The organism is Variovorax sp. RA8 (assembly GCF_901827175.1).
Lineage (GTDB): Bacteria > Pseudomonadota > Gammaproteobacteria > Burkholderiales > Burkholderiaceae_C > Variovorax.
This window is the reverse complement of the sequence record NZ_LR594662.1, coordinates 5,311,946-5,329,515: the sequence shown is the minus strand read 5'-3', so window position 1 is coordinate 5,329,515 and position 17,570 is coordinate 5,311,946. Positions and strand designations below refer to the sequence as shown.

Annotated in this window: 13 protein-coding genes and 1 pseudogene; 4 read left to right on the top strand and 10 right to left on the bottom strand. The window is 69.1% G+C overall.

Annotated features, from left to right (window positions below; genetic code table 11):
- Window positions 1-11: 11 nt before the first annotated feature.
- The 3 genes and pseudogenes from E5P3_RS25390 to E5P3_RS25380 all read right to left on the bottom strand — a co-directional run.
- Window positions 12-1,400 (bottom strand): annotated as a pseudogene (locus E5P3_RS25390) (dihydrolipoyllysine-residue acetyltransferase); the annotation flags it as partial.
- The gene (gene aceE, locus E5P3_RS25385) at window positions 1,309-3,981 is read right to left on the bottom strand and encodes a pyruvate dehydrogenase (acetyl-transferring), homodimeric type (RefSeq protein ID WP_162588488.1); all 2,673 of its coding nucleotides are present in this window, start codon (window positions 3,979-3,981) and stop codon (window positions 1,309-1,311) included. The pseudogene E5P3_RS25390 and the gene aceE, both read right to left, overlap by 92 nt.
- A gap of 237 nt (window positions 3,982-4,218) precedes the next feature.
- Complete coding sequence (locus E5P3_RS25380; protein WP_232073303.1) at window positions 4,219-4,923, bottom strand: alpha/beta fold hydrolase; 705 nt, start codon at window positions 4,921-4,923, stop codon at window positions 4,219-4,221.
- Window positions 4,924-5,005: 82 nt separating this feature from the next.
- On the opposite strand from E5P3_RS25380, the gene E5P3_RS25375 reads away from it, so the two are divergent.
- A complete protein-coding gene (locus E5P3_RS25375) occupies window positions 5,006-5,677 on the top strand; it encodes a histidine phosphatase family protein (protein ID WP_162588486.1) in 672 nt (223 codons plus the stop codon).
- Between the two features lie 56 nt (window positions 5,678-5,733).
- Here E5P3_RS25375 and E5P3_RS25370 read toward each other — a convergent pair whose 3' ends face one another.
- A complete protein-coding gene (locus E5P3_RS25370) occupies window positions 5,734-8,736 on the bottom strand; it encodes a transglycosylase domain-containing protein (RefSeq protein WP_162588485.1) in 3,003 nt (1,000 codons plus the stop codon).
- 149 nt (window positions 8,737-8,885) lie between these two features.
- On the opposite strand from E5P3_RS25370, the gene E5P3_RS25365 reads away from it, so the two are divergent.
- Window positions 8,886-9,248, top strand: coding sequence for an SPW repeat protein (locus E5P3_RS25365; RefSeq protein WP_162588484.1), 363 nt, complete (start codon window positions 8,886-8,888; stop codon window positions 9,246-9,248).
- A gap of 14 nt (window positions 9,249-9,262) precedes the next feature.
- On the opposite strand, the gene E5P3_RS25360 is transcribed toward E5P3_RS25365, so the two are convergent.
- Window positions 9,263-10,636, bottom strand: a complete 1,374-nt coding sequence (locus E5P3_RS25360; protein WP_162588483.1) for a tetratricopeptide repeat protein — start codon at window positions 10,634-10,636, stop codon at window positions 9,263-9,265.
- Window positions 10,637-10,830: 194 nt separating this feature from the next.
- Between E5P3_RS25360 and E5P3_RS25355 the strand changes: the two genes are divergently transcribed.
- Window positions 10,831-11,358, top strand: coding sequence for a hypothetical protein (locus tag E5P3_RS25355; RefSeq protein WP_162588482.1), 528 nt, complete (start codon window positions 10,831-10,833; stop codon window positions 11,356-11,358).
- Between the two features lie 53 nt (window positions 11,359-11,411).
- On the opposite strand, the gene E5P3_RS25350 is transcribed toward E5P3_RS25355, so the two are convergent.
- The gene (locus tag E5P3_RS25350) at window positions 11,412-11,810 is read right to left on the bottom strand and encodes a tautomerase family protein (protein ID WP_162588481.1); all 399 of its coding nucleotides are present in this window, start codon (window positions 11,808-11,810) and stop codon (window positions 11,412-11,414) included.
- A 106-nt stretch (window positions 11,811-11,916) separates the two neighbouring features.
- Here E5P3_RS25350 and E5P3_RS25345 point away from each other — a divergent pair, with 106 nt between their 5' ends.
- On the top strand, window positions 11,917-12,780 hold the full coding sequence (locus E5P3_RS25345; RefSeq protein WP_162588480.1) for a LysR family transcriptional regulator: 864 nt from the start codon (window positions 11,917-11,919) through the stop codon (window positions 12,778-12,780).
- Between the two features lie 14 nt (window positions 12,781-12,794).
- Here the strand turns inward: E5P3_RS25345 and E5P3_RS25340 are convergent, their stop codons facing one another.
- The 4 genes from E5P3_RS25340 to E5P3_RS25325 form a co-directional block, all read right to left on the bottom strand.
- Window positions 12,795-14,195 (bottom strand): amidase, encoded by a 1,401-nt coding sequence (locus E5P3_RS25340; RefSeq protein WP_162588479.1) that lies wholly within the window; start codon window positions 14,193-14,195, stop codon window positions 12,795-12,797.
- Window positions 14,196-14,197: 2 nt separating this feature from the next.
- Window positions 14,198-15,691, bottom strand: a complete 1,494-nt coding sequence (locus E5P3_RS25335) for an ABC transporter substrate-binding protein (RefSeq protein ID WP_162588478.1) — start codon at window positions 15,689-15,691, stop codon at window positions 14,198-14,200.
- An 86-nt stretch (window positions 15,692-15,777) separates the two neighbouring features.
- Complete coding sequence (locus E5P3_RS25330) at window positions 15,778-16,584, bottom strand: ATP-binding cassette domain-containing protein (RefSeq protein ID WP_232073302.1); 807 nt, start codon at window positions 16,582-16,584, stop codon at window positions 15,778-15,780.
- A complete protein-coding gene (locus E5P3_RS25325) occupies window positions 16,581-17,567 on the bottom strand; it encodes an ABC transporter ATP-binding protein (protein ID WP_162588477.1) in 987 nt (328 codons plus the stop codon). The genes E5P3_RS25330 and E5P3_RS25325 overlap by 4 nt, the downstream gene beginning before the upstream one ends.
- Window positions 17,568-17,570: the final 3 nt, after the last annotated feature.

Sequence of the window (17,570 nt, the reverse complement as noted above, 5' to 3'; positions counted from 1 at the left end):
GGAAGCTTCCTTCAGAACAGCACGCGCCGCAGGTCGGCGAGCACGTTGGCGAAATGGACGTTGAAGCGCGCGGCGGCGGCGCCGTCGATCACGCGGTGGTCCCACGACAGGGACAGCGGCAGCGTGAGGCGCGAGGCGTAGCTCTTGCCGTCGCTGGAATGCTGCTTCCAGTAGCTCTTGCACACGCCCATGATGGCGACCTCGGGGGCGTTGATGATCGGCGTGAAGTAGATGCCGCCGATGCCGCCGAGCGAGCTGATGGTGAAGGTGCCGCCCGACATCTGGTCGGGCTTGAGCTTGCCGTCGCGCGCGAGCTTGGCGAGCTCGCCCATCTCCTTGGCGATCTCGGGCACGGTCTTCCTGTCGACGTCGCGGATCACCGGCACCATGAGGCCGTTGGGCGTGTCGGCTGCGAAGCCGATGTGCCAGTAGTTCTTGAGCACCAGCGCGTCGCCGTCGAGGCTGGCGTTGAACTCGGGAAACTTCTTCAGCGTGGCGACGGCTGCCTTCATCATGAAGGGCAGCATGCTGATCTTCACGCCCGACTTCTCCAGCTCCTTGTTCATCTGCACGCGGAAGGGCTCGAGCTCTGTGATGTCGGCCTCGTCGTGCGTCGTCACGTGCGGAATGACGACCCAGTTGCGGTGCAGGTTGGCTGCGCTGATCTTCTTGATGCGGGGCAGCTCCCGGCGCTCGGTCGGCCCGAACTTGGCGAAGTCCACCTTGGGCCAGGGCAAGAGGTCGATGCCGCCCACGCCACCGGCGGCGGATGCTGCGGCGGTCTTGCCGGCGGCCGGCGCAGCGGTTGCACCGCCGCCCTTCGCAAAGGCCTCGACGTCGGCGCGCACGATGCGGCCGTGGTCGCCGGTGCCCTCGACCTTGCCGAGATCGACACCGAGCTCGCGTGCGAGCTTGCGCACGGCGGGGCCGGCGTAGGCGAGTGCGAAGGCGGCTTCGTCGATGGCGCCACCGGCGGCTGCGGCGGCCTGCGCCGGTGCGGGTGCGGCTGCGGCGGGCGCGGCCGGCGCAGCGGCCGGCGTCGCGGCCGTGGCATCGCCGGTCGCGAGCGACAGGATCACCGAGCCCTCGCTGACCTTGTCGCCGATCTTGACGCCGATGGCGGTCACGACGCCCGCCAGCGGCGCGGGCACGTCCATCGTGGCCTTGTCGGATTCGAGCGAGACGATCGGGTCCTCGGCCTTCACCGTGTCGCCGACCTTCACAAAGATCTCGATGACGGGCACATCGCTGAAGTCGCCGATGTCGGGAACCTTGATGTCGATTGCGTTGCTCATGTTCTGTCGTGCCTCAGACGGTCCAGGGGGCGGCGCGCTCGGCATCGAGCCCGTACTTCGCGATCGCCTCGGCAACGATGGCCGGCTTGAGCACGCCGTCGTCGGCCAGCGCCTTGAGCGCGGCCACCACGACGTGCCAGCGGTCGACCTCGAAGAAGCGGCGCAGCTTGCGGCGGTAGTCGCTGCGGCCGAAGCCGTCGGTGCCCAGCACCGTGTAGCGCCGGCCTGCGGCCTGCACGTACTCGCGCACCTGGTCGGCGTAGTTGCGCATGTAGTCGGTAGCCGCGATCACGGGGCCGTCGTGCCCTTGGAGGCATTGCTCGACATGGCTCTTGTGCGCGGGCTCGGTGGGGTGCAGCCGGCTCCAGCGCTCGGCGGCCATGCCGTCGCGGCGCAGCTCGTTGTAGCTGGTCGCGCTCCACACGTCGGCTGCGATGCCGAAGTCCTTCTTGAGCAACTCGGCCGCGTACATCACCTCGCGCAGGATGGTGCCGCTGCCCATGAGCTGCACGCGCTGGCCCTTCTTTGGTGTCTTGCCGCCGTCGCTGAGCTGGTAGAGGCCCTTGAGAATGCCCGCCTCGCTGCCCTCGGGCATGGCGGGGTGGGGGTAGTTCTCGTTCATCAGGGTGATGTAGTAGTAGACGTCCTCCTGCTCGGCGTACATGCGGCGCATGCCGTCGCGCACGATCGCTACCACCTCGTAGGCGAAGGTGGGGTCGTACGAGACGCAGTTGGGGATGGTCCCGGCCAGGATGTGGCTGTGGCCGTCCTCGTGCTGCAGGCCCTCGCCGTTGAGCGTGGTGCGTCCCGCGGTGCCGCCCAGCAGGAAGCCGCGCGCACGCATGTCGCCGGCCAGCCAGGCCAGATCGCCCACGCGCTGCAGGCCGAACATCGAGTAGTAGATGTAGAACGGGATCATCGGCACGTTGTTCGTGCTGTACGAGGTCGCCGCGACGATCCAGCTGGACATCGCGCCGCCCTCGTTGATGCCTTCCTGCAGCACCTGCCCGTCCTTCGACTCGCGGTAGTACATGAGCTGGTCGGCATCCTGCGGCTTGTAGAGCTGGCCGAGCGAGGACCAGATGCCGAGCTGGCGGAACATGCCCTCCATGCCGAAGGTGCGCGACTCGTCGGGCACGATGGGCACCACGTGCTTGCCGATGGCCTTGTCGCGCACCAGCGTGCCGAGCATCTGCACGAAGGCCATGGTGGTGGAGATCTCGCGCTCGCCGGTGTCCTTGAGCAGGCGCTCGAAGGTGGCCAGCGGCGGAATCTCGAGCGCGGTCGACTTGCGGCGGCGCTGCGGCAGGTAGCCGCCGAGGGCGGCGCGGCGCTCGCGCAGGTACTTCATCTCGGGGCTGTCTTCGGCGAGCCGGATGAACGGCACGTCGGGCAGCTCCTCGTCGGACACCGGGATCTGGAAGCGATCGCGGAAACCGCGCAGCGCGTCCTGCGTCATCTTCTTGGCCTGGTGCGCGATCATCTGGCCCTCGCCCGATTCGCCCATGCCGTAGCCCTTCACCGTCTTGGGCAGGATCAGCGTGGGCTGGCCCTTGTGCTTGACGGCCGCAGCGTAGGCGGCGAAGACCTTTTCAGGGTCGTGGCCGCCGCGCGTCAGACCCCAGATCTCGTCGTCGCTCATGTCGGCAACCAGCGCGCGGGTCTCGTCGTACTTGCCGAAGAAGTGCTCGCGCACATAGGCGCCGCTCTTGCTCTTGAAGTCCTGGTATTCGCCGTCGACGCACTCTTCCATGCGCTGCAGCAGCTTGCCGCTCCTGTCCTTGGCGAGCAGCGCGTCCCAGCCGCTGCCCCAGAGGACCTTGATGACGTTCCAGCCGGCGCCGCGGAACACGCTCTCGAGCTCCTGCACGATCTTGCCGTTGCCGCGCACCGGCCCGTCGAGGCGCTGCAGGTTGCAGTTGATGACGAACACCAGGTTGTCCAGGCTCTCGCGGCCCGCGAGCGAGATGGCGCCGAGCGATTCGGGCTCGTCCATCTCGCCGTCGCCCATGAAGGCCCAGACCTTGCGCGGCGCCGTGTCGGCGAGGCCGCGCCCCTGCAGGTACTTGAGGAAGCGCGCCTGGTAGATCGCCATCAGCGGGCCCAGGCCCATCGAGACGGTGGGGAACTGCCAGAAGTCGGGCATGAGCCAGGGGTGCGGGTACGACGGGATGCCGATGCCCTCGGCCTCCTGGCGGTAGTTGAGCAACTGCTGCTCGCTCAGGCGGCCTTCGAGGAATGCGCGCGCATAGATGCCGGGCGAGCTGTGGCCCTGGATGAAGAGCAGGTCGCCGCCGTGCGTGTCGGTGGCGGCATGCCAGAAGTGGCCGAAGCCGATGTCATAGAGCGTGGCCGCCGACTGGAAGCTCGCGATGTGGCCGCCGAGCTCGGACGAATCCTTGTTGGCGCGCAGGATGATCGCCATCGCGTTCCAGCGAATGATCGAGCGCAGGCGGTGTTCGATCTCGCGGTTGCCGGGCGACTTTTCCTCCTTCTCGGGAGGGATGGTGTTCTTGTAGGCGGTGTTCAGCGAGCGGGGCACGTATACGCCGTCGCGGCGGCCCTCGTCGACGAGGCGATTCAGGATGAAATTCGCGCGCTCGCTGCCGCGATGCTGTTGAACAGCGCCGAGCGCGTCGATCCATTCGCCAGTTTCCGTGGGGTCAGTGTCACCCATGGTGCTCATCGATTTGTCTCCTGTGTCATGCCCATGACCCGTGTCGAGCGACGCGGTCGGCCTTGGTACAGAGCAATCGATGTGCCACGCGGGGCGCGGCGAGGAAGGCGCGTTAAGTGGTTGATTTCATGAGGGGTCCGGGGGCGATGAGGCGAGCGCTGCGCCGACGATCCGGATGCGGAGCGAAACGGCTGTCCGATTCACCGGACCGGTGATTGGGGCAAACCCTGCAAAGCTCGCGGGTCCTCAGGCCACCAGGCGCTGCAGCCACGGCATCAGCGCGGCATTGACCTCGGCAGGCTTCTCCATGGTCAGCATGTGGCCGCAGTTCTCGATCCACACGAGCTCGGCCCGCGGCACCAACTGCGCGATCTCCTGTGAGCACTCGGGGGGGGTCAGGCGATCGGCATCGCCGCAGACCACCAGCACCGGGCAGTGCAGCGACGCGAGCGAGGGACGCTGGTCCGGCCGTGCCATCAGCGCACGGTTCTGGCTGATGAGCTGCTGCGCGCCCGCATCGAGCACGAGCTCCACATAGCGCCGCACCAGCGCGGCATCGCCGGCCTGCTTGGGATGGAAGGCGAAGCCCGCATTGAACTGGATCACGTCGCGCGCCTCGCCCTGCTCGAAGAGCTCGATCGCCGAGGCGCGCAGCTCGACCATCTCGGGCGTCTCGGGCCGCGGATTGGTGCCCAGCAGCGCGAGGCCTGCGATGCGCCCGGGCACCTGGCGCGCGGCCTCCATCGCGATCATGCCGCCCATCGAGGCGCCGCAGAGGACCAGCGGGCCTTCATGCTCGCGCAGCACGGCCTCGGCCATGGCCTCGATGCTCGGGTGGCGCATGTGGACGTCGCTCACGCGAACGTCGATGCCGGCGGGCAGGGCGGACAGCTGGGCTTCCCAGAGGCGCTCGTCGCAGGCGAGGCCGGGCAACAGGACAAGACAGGGCATGGGCCGATTCTCGGCCATCCGCATGCCGCCCGGCCCCATGCCGTCGAGCCGACATGTGTTGCGAGGACAATAGCTTCATCCCATGTCCACAGAACTCATCCTGATCCGCCACGGCGAGACCGACTGGAATCGCGAGCTGCGCTTCCAGGGCCACATCGACGTTCCCCTCAACGACACCGGCCACGAGCAGGCACGCCGGCTGGGCCTGCGGCTCGCGCGCGAATCGGTCCAGTACCTCGTCAGCAGCGACCTCTTGCGAGCGCAGCAGACGGCAGCGCCGGCGGCGCAGCAGCTCGGACTCGACGTCGTCGGTTCGGTGGAGTTGCGCGAGCAGAACTTCGGACTGGTCGAGGGCATGCGGGCCGACGAGATCCAGCGCCTGCACCCGCGCGCCTGGGAAGACTGGCTCAAGTTCAGCGAGGACCACCGCATGCCCGAGGGCGAGTCGCCGCGCGAGTTTCATGCGCGCATCATCGACGCGCTGGGCCGCATCGCGGCGGCGCACGAGCAGCAGACGGTGATGGTGGTGACGCACGGCGGGGTGCTCGACATGGTCTGGCGCACCGCGAAGGGACTGGGGCTCAACGGGCCGCGCCAGAGCGCAATCCCCAATGCGGGATTCAACCGCATCCGCATCGCCGATGCCGCTGCGCCTGCGCAGATCGAGATCGTCGACTGGGCCGATACCGCTCATCTCGACGGCATGCCGGCGCAGCCCAACTACGACCAGCGGCGGCATCTGGGCAAGTCATGAGCCGCACGGCCGTTCCGAAGGCGAAGGTACTCCAGTGAGCCGCACGGCCGCTCCGGTCAGCCGCGATCGGTGGCGCAGCCCTCGCGCTGGAGAACCGGAAGCAGCTGCGGCATCATCGACTTGAGCAACTGCACCGGCAGCGCACTGGTGAAGCGGTAGCGCCCTGCGTACGGCTCGCGCACGTAGGCCACGAGCGTGCCGAAATAGCGGTCGCCGAGCGTGAAGACGAAGGTGGCCGTGCGTTCGACCTTGCGTTCCGCGATCACACGCCCGCCGCGTCCGATGACCTGGTAGCGGTGGTCGCCGGTGCCGGTCTTGCCGGCGAGCTCGATGGGGCGCCCCGTCGCATCCGGCACGGCATCCTTGAGGCGCCGCGCGGTCCCGTTGTTCACCACGTCGGCCAATGCGCTACGTGCGACCCGCGCCACTTCCGGCGCCAACAGCTGTTGCGGGGCCGGGCCGCGCTGCTCGAGCCGCGTCTCGTAGGGCATGCCGCGCGCGAAGTGCAGCGCGCCTACCCGCTGCTGCGGCAACCGCCAGCCGTCGTTCGCCAGGATGCCGACCAACTCGGCCAGCGCTGCCGGCCGGTCGCCCGAGGCGCCGATCGCGCTGGCGTACGAGGGAGTCAGCGAGGCGAAGGGATAGCCCAGGCGCTGCCATGAGCGATGGATCTGGGCGAAGGCATCGCGCTCGAGCAGCTCGCGGATGCGCCGGTCCTGTGCGCTCTTGTGGCGCGTCCTGAAGAGCCATGCGTAGGCGTCCTGCCGTTCCTGCACGCTCGCGTCCAGCACCTCGGTGAGCGTCGCGCCGGGACGGCGCTGCAGGTAGCCGACTAGCCACAGCTCCAGCGGATGCACGCGCGCCACGTAGCCGCGGTCGGCCAGCGAAAGGCTCGAATACGTGTTGTGCATCGCACGCAGCGCGCGCGGCGGGCCTGCACCGCGCCCGAGGCGGCGGGTGAGCCACTGGTCGAGCCGCGCCTCGTCGGCCTCGGGTTGGAGGGTGAAAAGCACGCTCGCGAGACGCGGTGCCGATGGATGCACGCCCTTGAGCAGCAGTGCTTCGGCCTCGGCGGGCGACTTGCCCTTGTACTTCCGGTGGAAGCGCGTCAGATAGGCAGAGCCCTCGCGATCGGCGAAGAGGACCAGCATCTCCCGCCGGCCCGGGTCGGACGGATCATCCAGCATCTGGCGCCCGACGGCTTCGTCGCCGTACATCCGGTGGCGCACGATGTCGCGCATCACGCGGATGAACACCAGGTTGACCGAGTGCCTGAAGGCTTCCTGCACGGTCATCGGCCCGCCGCGCGTGCGATCGAAATTGCTGAAGCTGTGCAGGCCGCCGCCGGTGAAGAAGGCCTCGCCCGCGCCTGCCGAGTAGCGCCGCTGCATCGCCGCCTCCAGCATCGGGGCGAGGCTGCGGTCGCCGGCACGCAGCAGGTATTCGCGCGCCCAGGTGCCCAGCGGATCGCGCTTGCTCGGCGTCCACGCGGCGACGCCGGATGCATCGCGCCCGGCCCAGCGTGCGTGCAGCTCGGCGACCAGTTCGAGGTAGCTCACCAGCGTGCGCAGCTTGGCGGTGGAGCCGAGGTCCAGGCGTGCGCCCTGGTTCACGTCGAAGGGCTGGTCGATGTTGTCGGCCTGGATGCGCGGCAGGTTTGCCTGTGCGCCGCGCTCGTAGAGGGTGAAGCTGTAGACCAGGTGGCTCGGGTCGTCGCCGGGGTCGAGCAGGTGATGGCCGTACAGCCCTGCCGCCTTCGCGCCCGCCGGGGTGCGCAACGAGGCCAGCGCCCGTGCGGCGATCGCCTGCGCGTCGCTGTCCACACTGCCTTCCACCTCGAGATCGAGCCGCTCGAGGTCGTAGGCACGCGGCACCTCCAGCAAGGCGGACACCTCGCCGCGCAGGGCATTCAGCCCCTTGCGCTCGACGAAGTCGGGCCGAGGCGTCGCCTGCCGTGCGGCCGACCTCTGCAGGGAGACCTGCAATGCCGCGTCTCGCAGGGAGGGCGCGATGACGCCCGCGTCGGCCATCAGCCGCAGGTAGCTGTCGGTGAGCCGGCCCAGGCTCTCGCCCTTGTCCAGCAGGTGCTGCGAAGGCCGGCGCTGCGCGACCATCAGCGACAGCGCCTGCTTGAAGGCCTCGGCCTGGCGCCGCAGCGCCTCGTCGGACGGCGCGGCCCCCTCGGCGTTGTCGGCCAGCAGGCGGTTGACCTCGGCGAGGTCGCGCCCGTACCAGGCCCACAGGCCGTCGCCGAGGCCATGTACCTCGCCGAATCCCGGCCGCGCGGCCAGCGGCACGGTGTCCAGGTAGTCGACCACGACCTGGCGCCTGCGCGCCTGCGTGTCTTCGCCGTCCTGGTAGGCGCGCAGCGAGGCCGATGCCATCTGCCGCAGCTTGTCGCCGATCGAGTGGGTGCGGCCCTGGGGCGAGTGGCGGTATTTCTCGATCTGGGTGGCCAGCGTGCTGCCGCCGGAGGCCGATTGCCGCGCACCGAGCGCCCGGTGCAACTGCTCGAATGTCGCCTTCGCGAAGCGCTCGGGGTCGACCGCGGGATTGCGCTGCGCCGGCTGCGTGTCCAGCAGGTGGCGGTCCTCGACGAAGAGCAGGGCGTCCACCAGCAGCGGCGGCACGTCCTCGAAACGTTCGTACACGCGTTCGGGCACGCGCGATTGCGACAGGGTCCGCGCGCGGCAGTCGCGCACCGTCAGGCCGGCCTGGTTCTTCTCGCGGTAGGGGCCGTAGAGGCCGCGCTCGTGCAGCTCGACCAGCCGCGGCGACATGCGGGCCTGCTGCGTCACCTCGTAGCCGCGGGCCTGCAGGCGCTCGATGAACTCCGGAAGCTGGCGGTAGCCGAGCCGCTCGTCGTAGGGCCCGGAATGGGGGAAGCGGATGGCGTCGCTGGGCCCGGCATCCAGGCTGAAGCGCGCATCGCGTCCCAGGTCGCGCCAAAAGGCCGACTGCAGCCTGGAGGTCTTGAACTCGTCCACGGTCAAGGCGACGAGCGCGGCCAACATGGCGAGCCCCGCGCCAAGCCAGAAGACCGTCTTGAGCCTTGCCACGAACTGCCTCGCTGTTGAGCCCGTACCGTGCGTTCCTAGGCTCGATGATGCTCCTTTCGCGGCCATTTTGGGAACGGGAGGGCCGGAACCTGCGACGGGTGCAAGGCTCCAAGAAGAACCGGCGTTCCAGCCGGCAGGAGGTACGAACCATGTTCCAACTGAAACATTGGCAAGACCCGGTGAACGGGGCGCTGGGTGCCTGGCTGCTTCTTTCGCCCTGGATCCTGGGCTATGCCGGCGAGGCGGCCGCGATGCCCAACGCGGTGATCGTCGGCATCGCGCTGATCGCCACTGCGCTCGGCGCCATGCTGCTTCCCCGCGCCTGGGAGGAGTGGACCGAGGCGGCGCTCGGCCTGTGGCTGATGGCGTCGCCCTGGGTGCTGCGCTTCAACGGCAACGCCGACGCGATGCTCACCGCGGTCATCACGGGCCTGGTGGTGCTGGTGCTGGCGGCGTGGACTTTGCTGACCGACGAGGAATACAGCCGTTGGTGGCATCGCGCCGCGCACTGAGCGCGGTCCGGATTTCATTGGGCATGGAAGGACTGCCTGGGTGATTCGCTGATGGCGTTGGACGCCAGTTGCGGCAGTCCCAGCGATGCGTAGACCTTGTCGGCCTGGCGCCGCAGGCGCCGGGATTCCGGCTGGGCGTTGACCTGCTGCTGCAGAAGACCCTGGGCGCTCGCCAGCGCCGCTGCGGTTCCGGTGGCGATCAGGGCGTCGAGGTACAACTGCTCGAAGAGGTCACGCTGCGCATGGCTGCCGCCGATTTCCACCAGGCGCGGCAGCGCTTGGCCCAGCCCCTCGACGGCGCCGGCGGCGTCGCCTCGCGCATGGGCCAGCAGGCCACGGGCGGCGGGTACCGCCACGCGCTGCCAGGCGGCTCGCGTCGAAGGCGCGGCCCGCGGCGCGAAGATTTCGATGTTGTGCAGCAGGCGCTCGGCCTCGGGCCGGCCGGCGCGCGCCAGGCCGTAGAGGTACTGCAGGTCGAGGAAGGGCAGCACATGGTCGTCGAGCCGCGGCGTCAGATAGCCGGCCAGCGCCTGCCAGCGCTCGCCCACGTCGATATCGGCGAGCGCGAGGCGCGCGAGCAGCGACACGGCGCCGATCTGGTCCTGCGCGTAGTCCTTGGCCACGCCCCACACCTGCTCGTCGTAGACGGCGAGCGCCTCGGCATCGCGGCCCAGGTCGATCAGGAACAGCGCCACATGCCACCAGTTGTGCGTGACCATGAAGGAGTTCAGCCCGACCCAGCTGTCGCTCACGCCACGCATGAAGTCCAGACCCTCGGCGAGCCGACCCTCGGTCAGCATCACATGCCCGAGCGCATGGTGGGCCCAGGGTTCCTTGCGCTCCATCGCGATCGCGCGGCGTGCGCTGGCTTCGGCTTCGCGCAGCAGGTGGCATTGCTCGTAGCCGAAGGCTGCCATGCCGTGCAGGTAGGGCACATCGGTCGCGGCCGGCAGCGCCGCCAGCGCGAGCCGCAGCATGCCGGGGCAGTCGCCGATGTTGAAGCAGTGGTACTGCCCCAGCTTGAGCGAGGCCAGGTCGCGCGGATGCTCGCGGGCCTGCTCGTGGTGCAAGGCGATGGCGCGCGCGATGTCGCCCTCGGCCCAGGCCGAGACGGCTTCGATGTAGCGCCGCTCGCGCGGGCTGGCGTGGGAGGCGCCGGCCCGCGCGCGTTCGAGGAAGGGGCGCGCATTGGGCACGGCATCGCGCGATTCGGCGAACAGGTGCAGCGTCGCGCAGTAGGCCTGCACGAGAGGGCTGTCGTCCTGCGCGGCCGCCAGCACGTCGGCCGCGCGCGCCTCGCAGGCGATGAAGCCCTCGACGAAGTCGTTGACCGCGCGCAGGCCGGCAGGGTCGGTCACGGTGATGGGGTTGCCCAGGCTGTCTTGCATGGGCGCATTTTTGCCCAGGATCTGCTCCTTGCCTGTGAGCCGCTCACTCCTGCGGCCGCGTGTGGCATCGACGCGCTACGATCACCCATGAAAAAGACATTCCTGCCGCACATCGAAGGAAAGGGGGCCGACCGGCTTCCCGCAAGGCCCGGCCATCGCAATGGGGGGACCGAAGACGTGAGCAGCACGGCGTCATGACGGGCATCCAGGCCAAGCGCAGGTTCATCGTCATCGCGCTGCTGTGCGTGGCCCTGGGTGGTGCACTGTTGCGACAGCTGTCCGAGCCGGGTTCGACGGCCCGCGACGTCGGCACCTTGTTGATGCTGCTGTGGCTGCCGATCATCGGCAACGTCATCGCGTGGCTCATTGCCAAGGTGCGGCGCCCGGTGGCTGTCGAGCCGGCGGGTTTCGAGTCGGGCAGCGCTTTCCACCCCCATGCCCTCGTCGAGTTCACGATGCGCATGCCCCAACTGCCGTCCGAAGACTCGCCAGTCCTCGAAGGCGAGCATCGCTGCGTCCTCGTGGTGGACAACGAGGGCTTTTCGGCGCGCTGGATCGTGGCGCCGGGGCAAGCGTTCAGGCGCGGAACGGCGCAAACGTTCCAGGTCGAGTTCATGAGACCGGCGATCGCACTACAGCGCTTCCAGCGCGACAAGGCATTCCGGATGCTGGTGGCCGAATCGTTCGTGGGCGAAGGCCGGGTGCTCGAGTTGCTCGGGTGAGCGCCTGCGGAAGCGGGCGTGCAACGTGCACGTGCCCCGCCAGACTGGATCGCCTAGACCCCGGCCTGCTGATGGCGGTACTCCTGCGTGAGCCCGCCGTAGCCGTAGGCTGCAGCGCGCGCATCGATCAGATGCACGTACGACACCTCGTGCAGGTTCTTCCGCAGCGCCGCCATGGCGCCGTAGATCTCGCGCAGGTAGCGCGCCTTCTCCGCCTTGGTGTTGGTCTCGTCGGTGATGCTGATGTCCAGGTGGAAGGCCGACTTGCCGAGCTCGGCCAGGGATCGCCCGCCGATGAACCAGGCATCGTCGGCGATGTATTGCACGGTGGTGGCGATCACCGGCAGCTTCTTGCCCAGCACGCTCTGGGTCAGCTCGGCCACCGTGTCCACGGTGCGGCGCGTGAGCTGTGCATCGGGCTGGCCGGAGAGATGAATCACGATATGAGGCATGGTGTTTTCCTTTCGAATCGTCGAGGCTTCATTGTGGGAAAGCTCGTGCCATCGGAAAAGCGGGAAGATATGATGGATATCATTCGTTTCCTTGATGGATGTTGCCATGCAGACCTTCGACCTGGAGCAGCTCAGGACCTTCGTCGCCGTCGTAGAGGCGGGCAGCCTGACCTCCGCCGCGCCGCAGGTGTTCCTGTCGCAATCGGCCGTCAGCGAGCAGATGCGCAAGCTGGAGGAGCGCACCGGCCAGCCGCTGCTGACGCGCAGCAAGGCCGGCGTGGCGCCCACCGTCGCGGGCACGCGGCTGCTGGGGCATGCGCAGCGCCTGCTGGCGCTCGCGGACGAGGCCCTGCGCGACCTTCGCGGTGAAACGCTCCATGGGGAGCTTCGCCTCGCGGTGACCGACTACTTCAGGCCGGGCGAGCTGGCGCGGCTGCTGGGCCGGCTCGGCGAGCGCTACCCGCAGGTGCGGCTGCACGTGAGCGTCATGAAGATCGGCGCGATCGAGGCGGGCTACGCGCAGGGGCAGTTCGACGTGGGCCTGTCGATGCGCATCGCAGGGCAAGGCGGCACGCCCGCCTCGAACGCACCGGCCCTGCGCCGCGAATCGCTCGCCTGGATGGGTGCGACCGGCCTGCGCGTTGCGCGCGGCGAGCCGCTGCGGCTGCTGGTGCTGCCCGACACCTGCTCGCTGCACCAGTTCACGGTCAAGCTGCTGAAGCAGCGGCGCGTGCCCTTCGCGGTGGCGCATGTCGCCTCGGGCGTCGCGGGTCTTCAGTCGGCCCTGGCGGCGGGACTGGGCGTCGCCTGCCTCAATGAATCTTCCCTGTGCGAGGGCGTGGCGCGCCTGACGCCGCCGCACGGGCTACCGGCGCTGCCGCGCGTGGCCTTCCATTTCCTGCCGCCGCGGCGCGGCGAAACCGAGTTCGTGACGCGGGCACGCGAACTGCTGGCCTCCCACCTCGTCTGAGGGGCGAGCGCGAGTCAGGCGCCAGGCGGCCGTGGCCAGGGCCGTTGCGGGCCGCGGATCAGCTCGAAGGCGCGCGAGATCTTGAGCACGCCCAGGTCGTCGAAGCGTTGCCCCGCGATCTGCAGGCCGATCGGCAGGCCGCTGCGGCTGTAGCCGCAGTTGATCGAGGCGGCCGGCTGCTCGGACATGTTGAAGGGCACGGTGAAGCCGATGTGCTCCAGCGGCCGCAGCGGGTCGTTGGTGGGCGAGGGCAGTTCGGCCTCCGCGGGCAGGTTCGGCGCGGTGGGCGAGATCACGTAGTCGTACTTCGCGCAGGCGGACACCGCCGCCACGCGCGTCACATGGAACTGGCTGAACGCGCGGAATACGTGCTCGCCGCTGAAGTCTGCCGCGCTCTCGGCCCATGCGCGGATGTAGGGCAGCACCCTGGCACGCCGGTCCGCGGGCAGGGCATTGATGTCCACCAGGGAGCGCATGCGCCAGAGGTGGTCCATCCCGTCGAGCATGGCCTGCGACATGAACGGCTGCAGGACCTCGATGGCGGCGCCGGCGCGCTCGAACAGGCGCGCCGCCTCCTCGACGGCGGCGCGGATCTCGGCATCGACCGCCAGGCCGCAGCCCGCATCGAGCAGGAGGCCGATGCGCAGGCCGCGCAGATGCTCTGCGCCCACCTCGAAGGACGACCAGGCGATGTCCTGGGGCGGCAGGCTCATGCTGTCGCGCGCGTCGGGCTGGGCCAGCACCTGCATCATGAGCGCGGCATCGGCGACGCTGCGCGTCATCGGCCCGGCGGCGCGGCCCATGTAGGGGGGGTCGATCGGAATGCGGCCCAGGCTGGGCTTGAGCGTGAAGATGCCGCACCAGCCGGCCGGCAGCCGGAGCGACCCGCCGATGTCGGTGCCGATGTGCAGCGGGCCGTAGCCGGCCGCTGCGGCGGCGCCAGCGCCGGCGCTCGAGCCGCCTGGCGTCTTCGTCAGGTCCCAGGGATTGCGCGCCAGCGCATGGAAGCTCGAGAGGCCGGAGGACAGCATCCCGTAGTCGGGCATCGTGGTCTTGGACACGATCACCGCGCCCGCTTCCTTCAGCCGGGCGGCCGGCGGAGCGTCCGCCACGGCGGGCCGCAACTCGACGGCGGCCGTGCCCGCGGGCATCGGGTCGCCCCGGGTGGCGATGTTCTCCTTGATGGTGGTCGGCACGCCGTCGAGCGGGCCCAGCGGCTCGCCGTGCTTCCAGCGTGCCTCGGAGGCGCGCGCCTGCTCGAGCGCGGACTCGGGACGCAGCAGCCAGGTGGCCTGCAGCTTCGGCTCCCAGCGCGCGATGTGGTCGAGCACGGCCTGCGTGACCTCGACCGGGGAGAGGCTGCCCTTCCGATAGGCGCCGACCAGTTCGTGGGCCGACAGGTCGTTCAGCGGCATGCTCACGACCAGGACAGCGCCGAGAGGTCGTTGACGAAGATCGGGATCTCCTTCCAAAGCCCCTTGACGCCCTTCTTGGCAACGGCGGGGAATTGGGGCTGGTAGAGGAACCCGTTCGCTGCATCGGTGGCCAGCAGCTTCTGCGCCTCTCCCAGGAGCTTGTTGCGCTCGGCTTCGTTGGCGGTGGCCTTGATCTTTGCGTAGAGCGCCGTGAACTCCTTGGAGTCGTAGCCCCAGTAGTAGTCCGGCTTGGCATAGTTGCCCAGGTCGAAGGGTTCGACGTGCGACACGATGGTGAGATCGTAGTCGTGCGCACCACCGTAGGTGTTGCTGAGCCATTGGGCCCATTCGACGTTCTGGATCTTCACGTTGATGCCGATCTTGGCCAACTCGGCCGCGATCACTTCGCCGCCTTGGCGCGCATAGGGCGGCGGCGGCAGCGTCATCGTGAGTTCGAGCGGCGTTTTCACGCCGGCTTCGGCCAGGAGCTTCTTGGCCTTCTCCACGTCGTAGGGGTTGATGGCCGTGGTGTCCACGTAGCCGGGCGCGCCGGGCACGTAGTGGCTCCCGATGGGCGTGCCGAAGCCGTCCGCGGCGCCCTCGATCACCGCCTTGCGGTCGATCGCGGCGAGGATGGCGCGGCGCACGCGCACGTCGTCGAGCGGCTTCCTCCTGCTGTTGATCGCCAGGATGGTCTTGGCGCGCGAGCCGCCCTGGATGACCTGGAACTGCGGATTGTTCTTGAACTGGGCCACCGCGCGCGTGCCGATGGGCTTGAACACGTCGACATCGCCGGCCATCAGCGCTGCCGCCTGCGCGGCGGTGTCGGAGATGAACCGGAAAGTGACACGCCGGAGCTTGGCCTCGCCCGGATTGCGATAGCCGTCCCACTTGCTCAGCACGACCGAGGAGCCCTTGGCCCAGCTGTCGAGCTTGTAGGGGCCGGTGCCGACGGGCTTCGTGGCATTGGTGTCCACGCTCTTGGGCTCGACGATGATGGCGGTCGCCTGGCCCAGCAGAAAGGGCAGATCGGGGTCGATCTCCTTGTTGATCAGCACCACGGTGTTGTCGTCGACCACCTGCGTGCTCAGGTTGGCAAAGGTGCGCTTGTCCTTGTTCGTGCTCTTCTCGGCGCCGGCGCGATCGAACGAGAACTTGACGGCCTGCGCATTGAACGGCTCGCCATTCTGGAACTTCACGCCGCGGCGCAGCTTGAAGGTGTAGGTCCTGAGGTCGGGCGAGACCTCCCAGCTCTCGGCCAGGAGCGGCGTGACCTTGCCGTCGGAGTTGATCTTGGTGAGTGTCTCGTAGATGTTGTAGTGGGTGATCTCGGCGATGGCGGACGCCGCGCCGGTGGTCGGGTCCAGGCCTGGCGGCTCGAGCGTCATGCCAATCACCAACGCGTCCTTGCGCCCCTGGGCCAGCACCGCCTGCGGCAGGGCGAGTGGCACGGTGGCAAGGGCGGCGGTGGTCAGGAGGGTGCGGCGTTTCAACATGGTCGAGGCTCCAGGCAAAAAGCTGAGAAGGGGAAATACGACGTTACATCATGCGCGGGGGGCGCGTGCTCGGGACAAGCACCTGCTCAAGGGAGTGCCGCCGCGGGCTCGGCGCGCGGCACGGCGGCCAGCAGTGCCTGCGTGTAGGGATGTTCGGCATGCGCGAACAGGCGCTGCGGCGTGCCGCGCTCGACGACGAGGCCGCGGTGCAGCACGCAGACCTCGTCGCACAGGTGGTTGACGACCGCGAGGTCGTGGCTGATCAGCAGGTAGCTGATGCCGAACTTCTGCTGCAGCTCCTGCATCAGGTTCAGTACCTGGGCCTGCACCGAGACGTCGAGCGCGCTCACCGGCTCGTCGGCGACGATCAGCTTGGGCCGCGTGATCAGCGCGCGGGCGATCGCGATGCGCTGGCGCTGGCCGCCGGAGAACTCGTGCGGGTACTTGTCGAGGTCGCCCGTGCGCAGCCCCACGGCCGCCAGCGATTCGCCGGCTCGCTCGCGCTGCTCGGCGCGGCTGGTCCTGGCCAGCGCCTCCAACGGCTCGGCGACGATGCGCGCCACGGTCTGGCGCGGATCCAGCGAGCCGTAGGGGTCCTGGAACACCATCTGCACGTCGCGGCGCGCAGCGCGCAGCGCATCCGCGGACAGGGCGTGGAGGTCGCGGTCCAGCAGCTTCACGGTGCCTGCCGTGGGGGTGTCGAGCGCCATCACCAGGCGCGCGATGGTCGACTTGCCTGAGCCGGATTCACCGACGATCCCCATGCTGCGGCCCGGCTGCAGGCTGAAGCTCACGCCGTTGAGCGCCTTGACCGTCGGCGGGGGACCGAAGAGGCGTTCGCGCGGCAGTTGGTAGTGGCGCACCAGGTCGGTGACTTCGAGCAATGCTGTCACGCCGGCGCTCCTTCGGCGATCACATCCGCGAGCCGGATGCAGCGCACCTCATGGCCGTGCGGCATCGGCGTGGGCGGCGGCCGCGTCGCGTGGCACTCGTCGATGGTGAAGCGGCAGCGGCCGGCGAAGGGGCATCCGCCCGGCAGGTCGAGAAGATCGGGGACGCTGCCGCGAATGGTGGCCAGCTTCAGCCCGCGCGGCGCGCCGAGCGCCGGACGGGCGGCGAACAGCCCCTGGGTGTAGGGATGCGCGCGCTCGGCGAAGACGGCCGCCGTGGGTCCGCTCTCGACCACGCTGCCGCCGTACATCACCAGCATCTTCGAGACGTTCTGCGCGATCACGCCCAGGTCGTGAGAGATCAGGATCAGCGCCATGCCGCGCTCGTCCACCAGGCCCTGGATCAGTTCGAGGATCTGCTTCTGGATGGTGACGTCGAGCGCGGTGGTGGGCTCGTCGGCGATCAGCAGGTCGGGCCCGCAGGCCAGCGCCATCGCGATGCCGATGCGCTGCCGCTGCCCGCCGGAGAACTGGTGTGGGTAGGCGTCGAGGCGCGCGGCCGCGTCCGGGATGCCCACCCGTTCGAGCAGGGCCAGCGCCTCCTTGCGGGCCTCGGCGCGCGACAGGCCGCGATGCAGGCGCAGCGGCTCGCCGACCTGACGCGCGATGGTGTGGACGGGATTCAGCGCCGTCATCGGCTCCTGGAAGATCATGCCCATGCGGTTGCCCCGGATCTCGCACATCGCGCGCTCGGGCAGGCCGACGAGCTCGGTCCCGTCGAAGCGGATGCTGCCCGTGACCTTGGCGGTCGCGGGCAGCAGCCCCATCAGCGACTGCACGGTGATCGACTTGCCGCAGCCGGACTCGCCGACGATGCCCATCGTTTCGCCGCGTTCGAGCGTGAAGCCGATGCCGCGCACCGCCTCGGCCGGGCCGCGCTGCGTCTGCAGTTGGACATGGAGGTCTTCGACTTCGAGCAGGGGCATGTC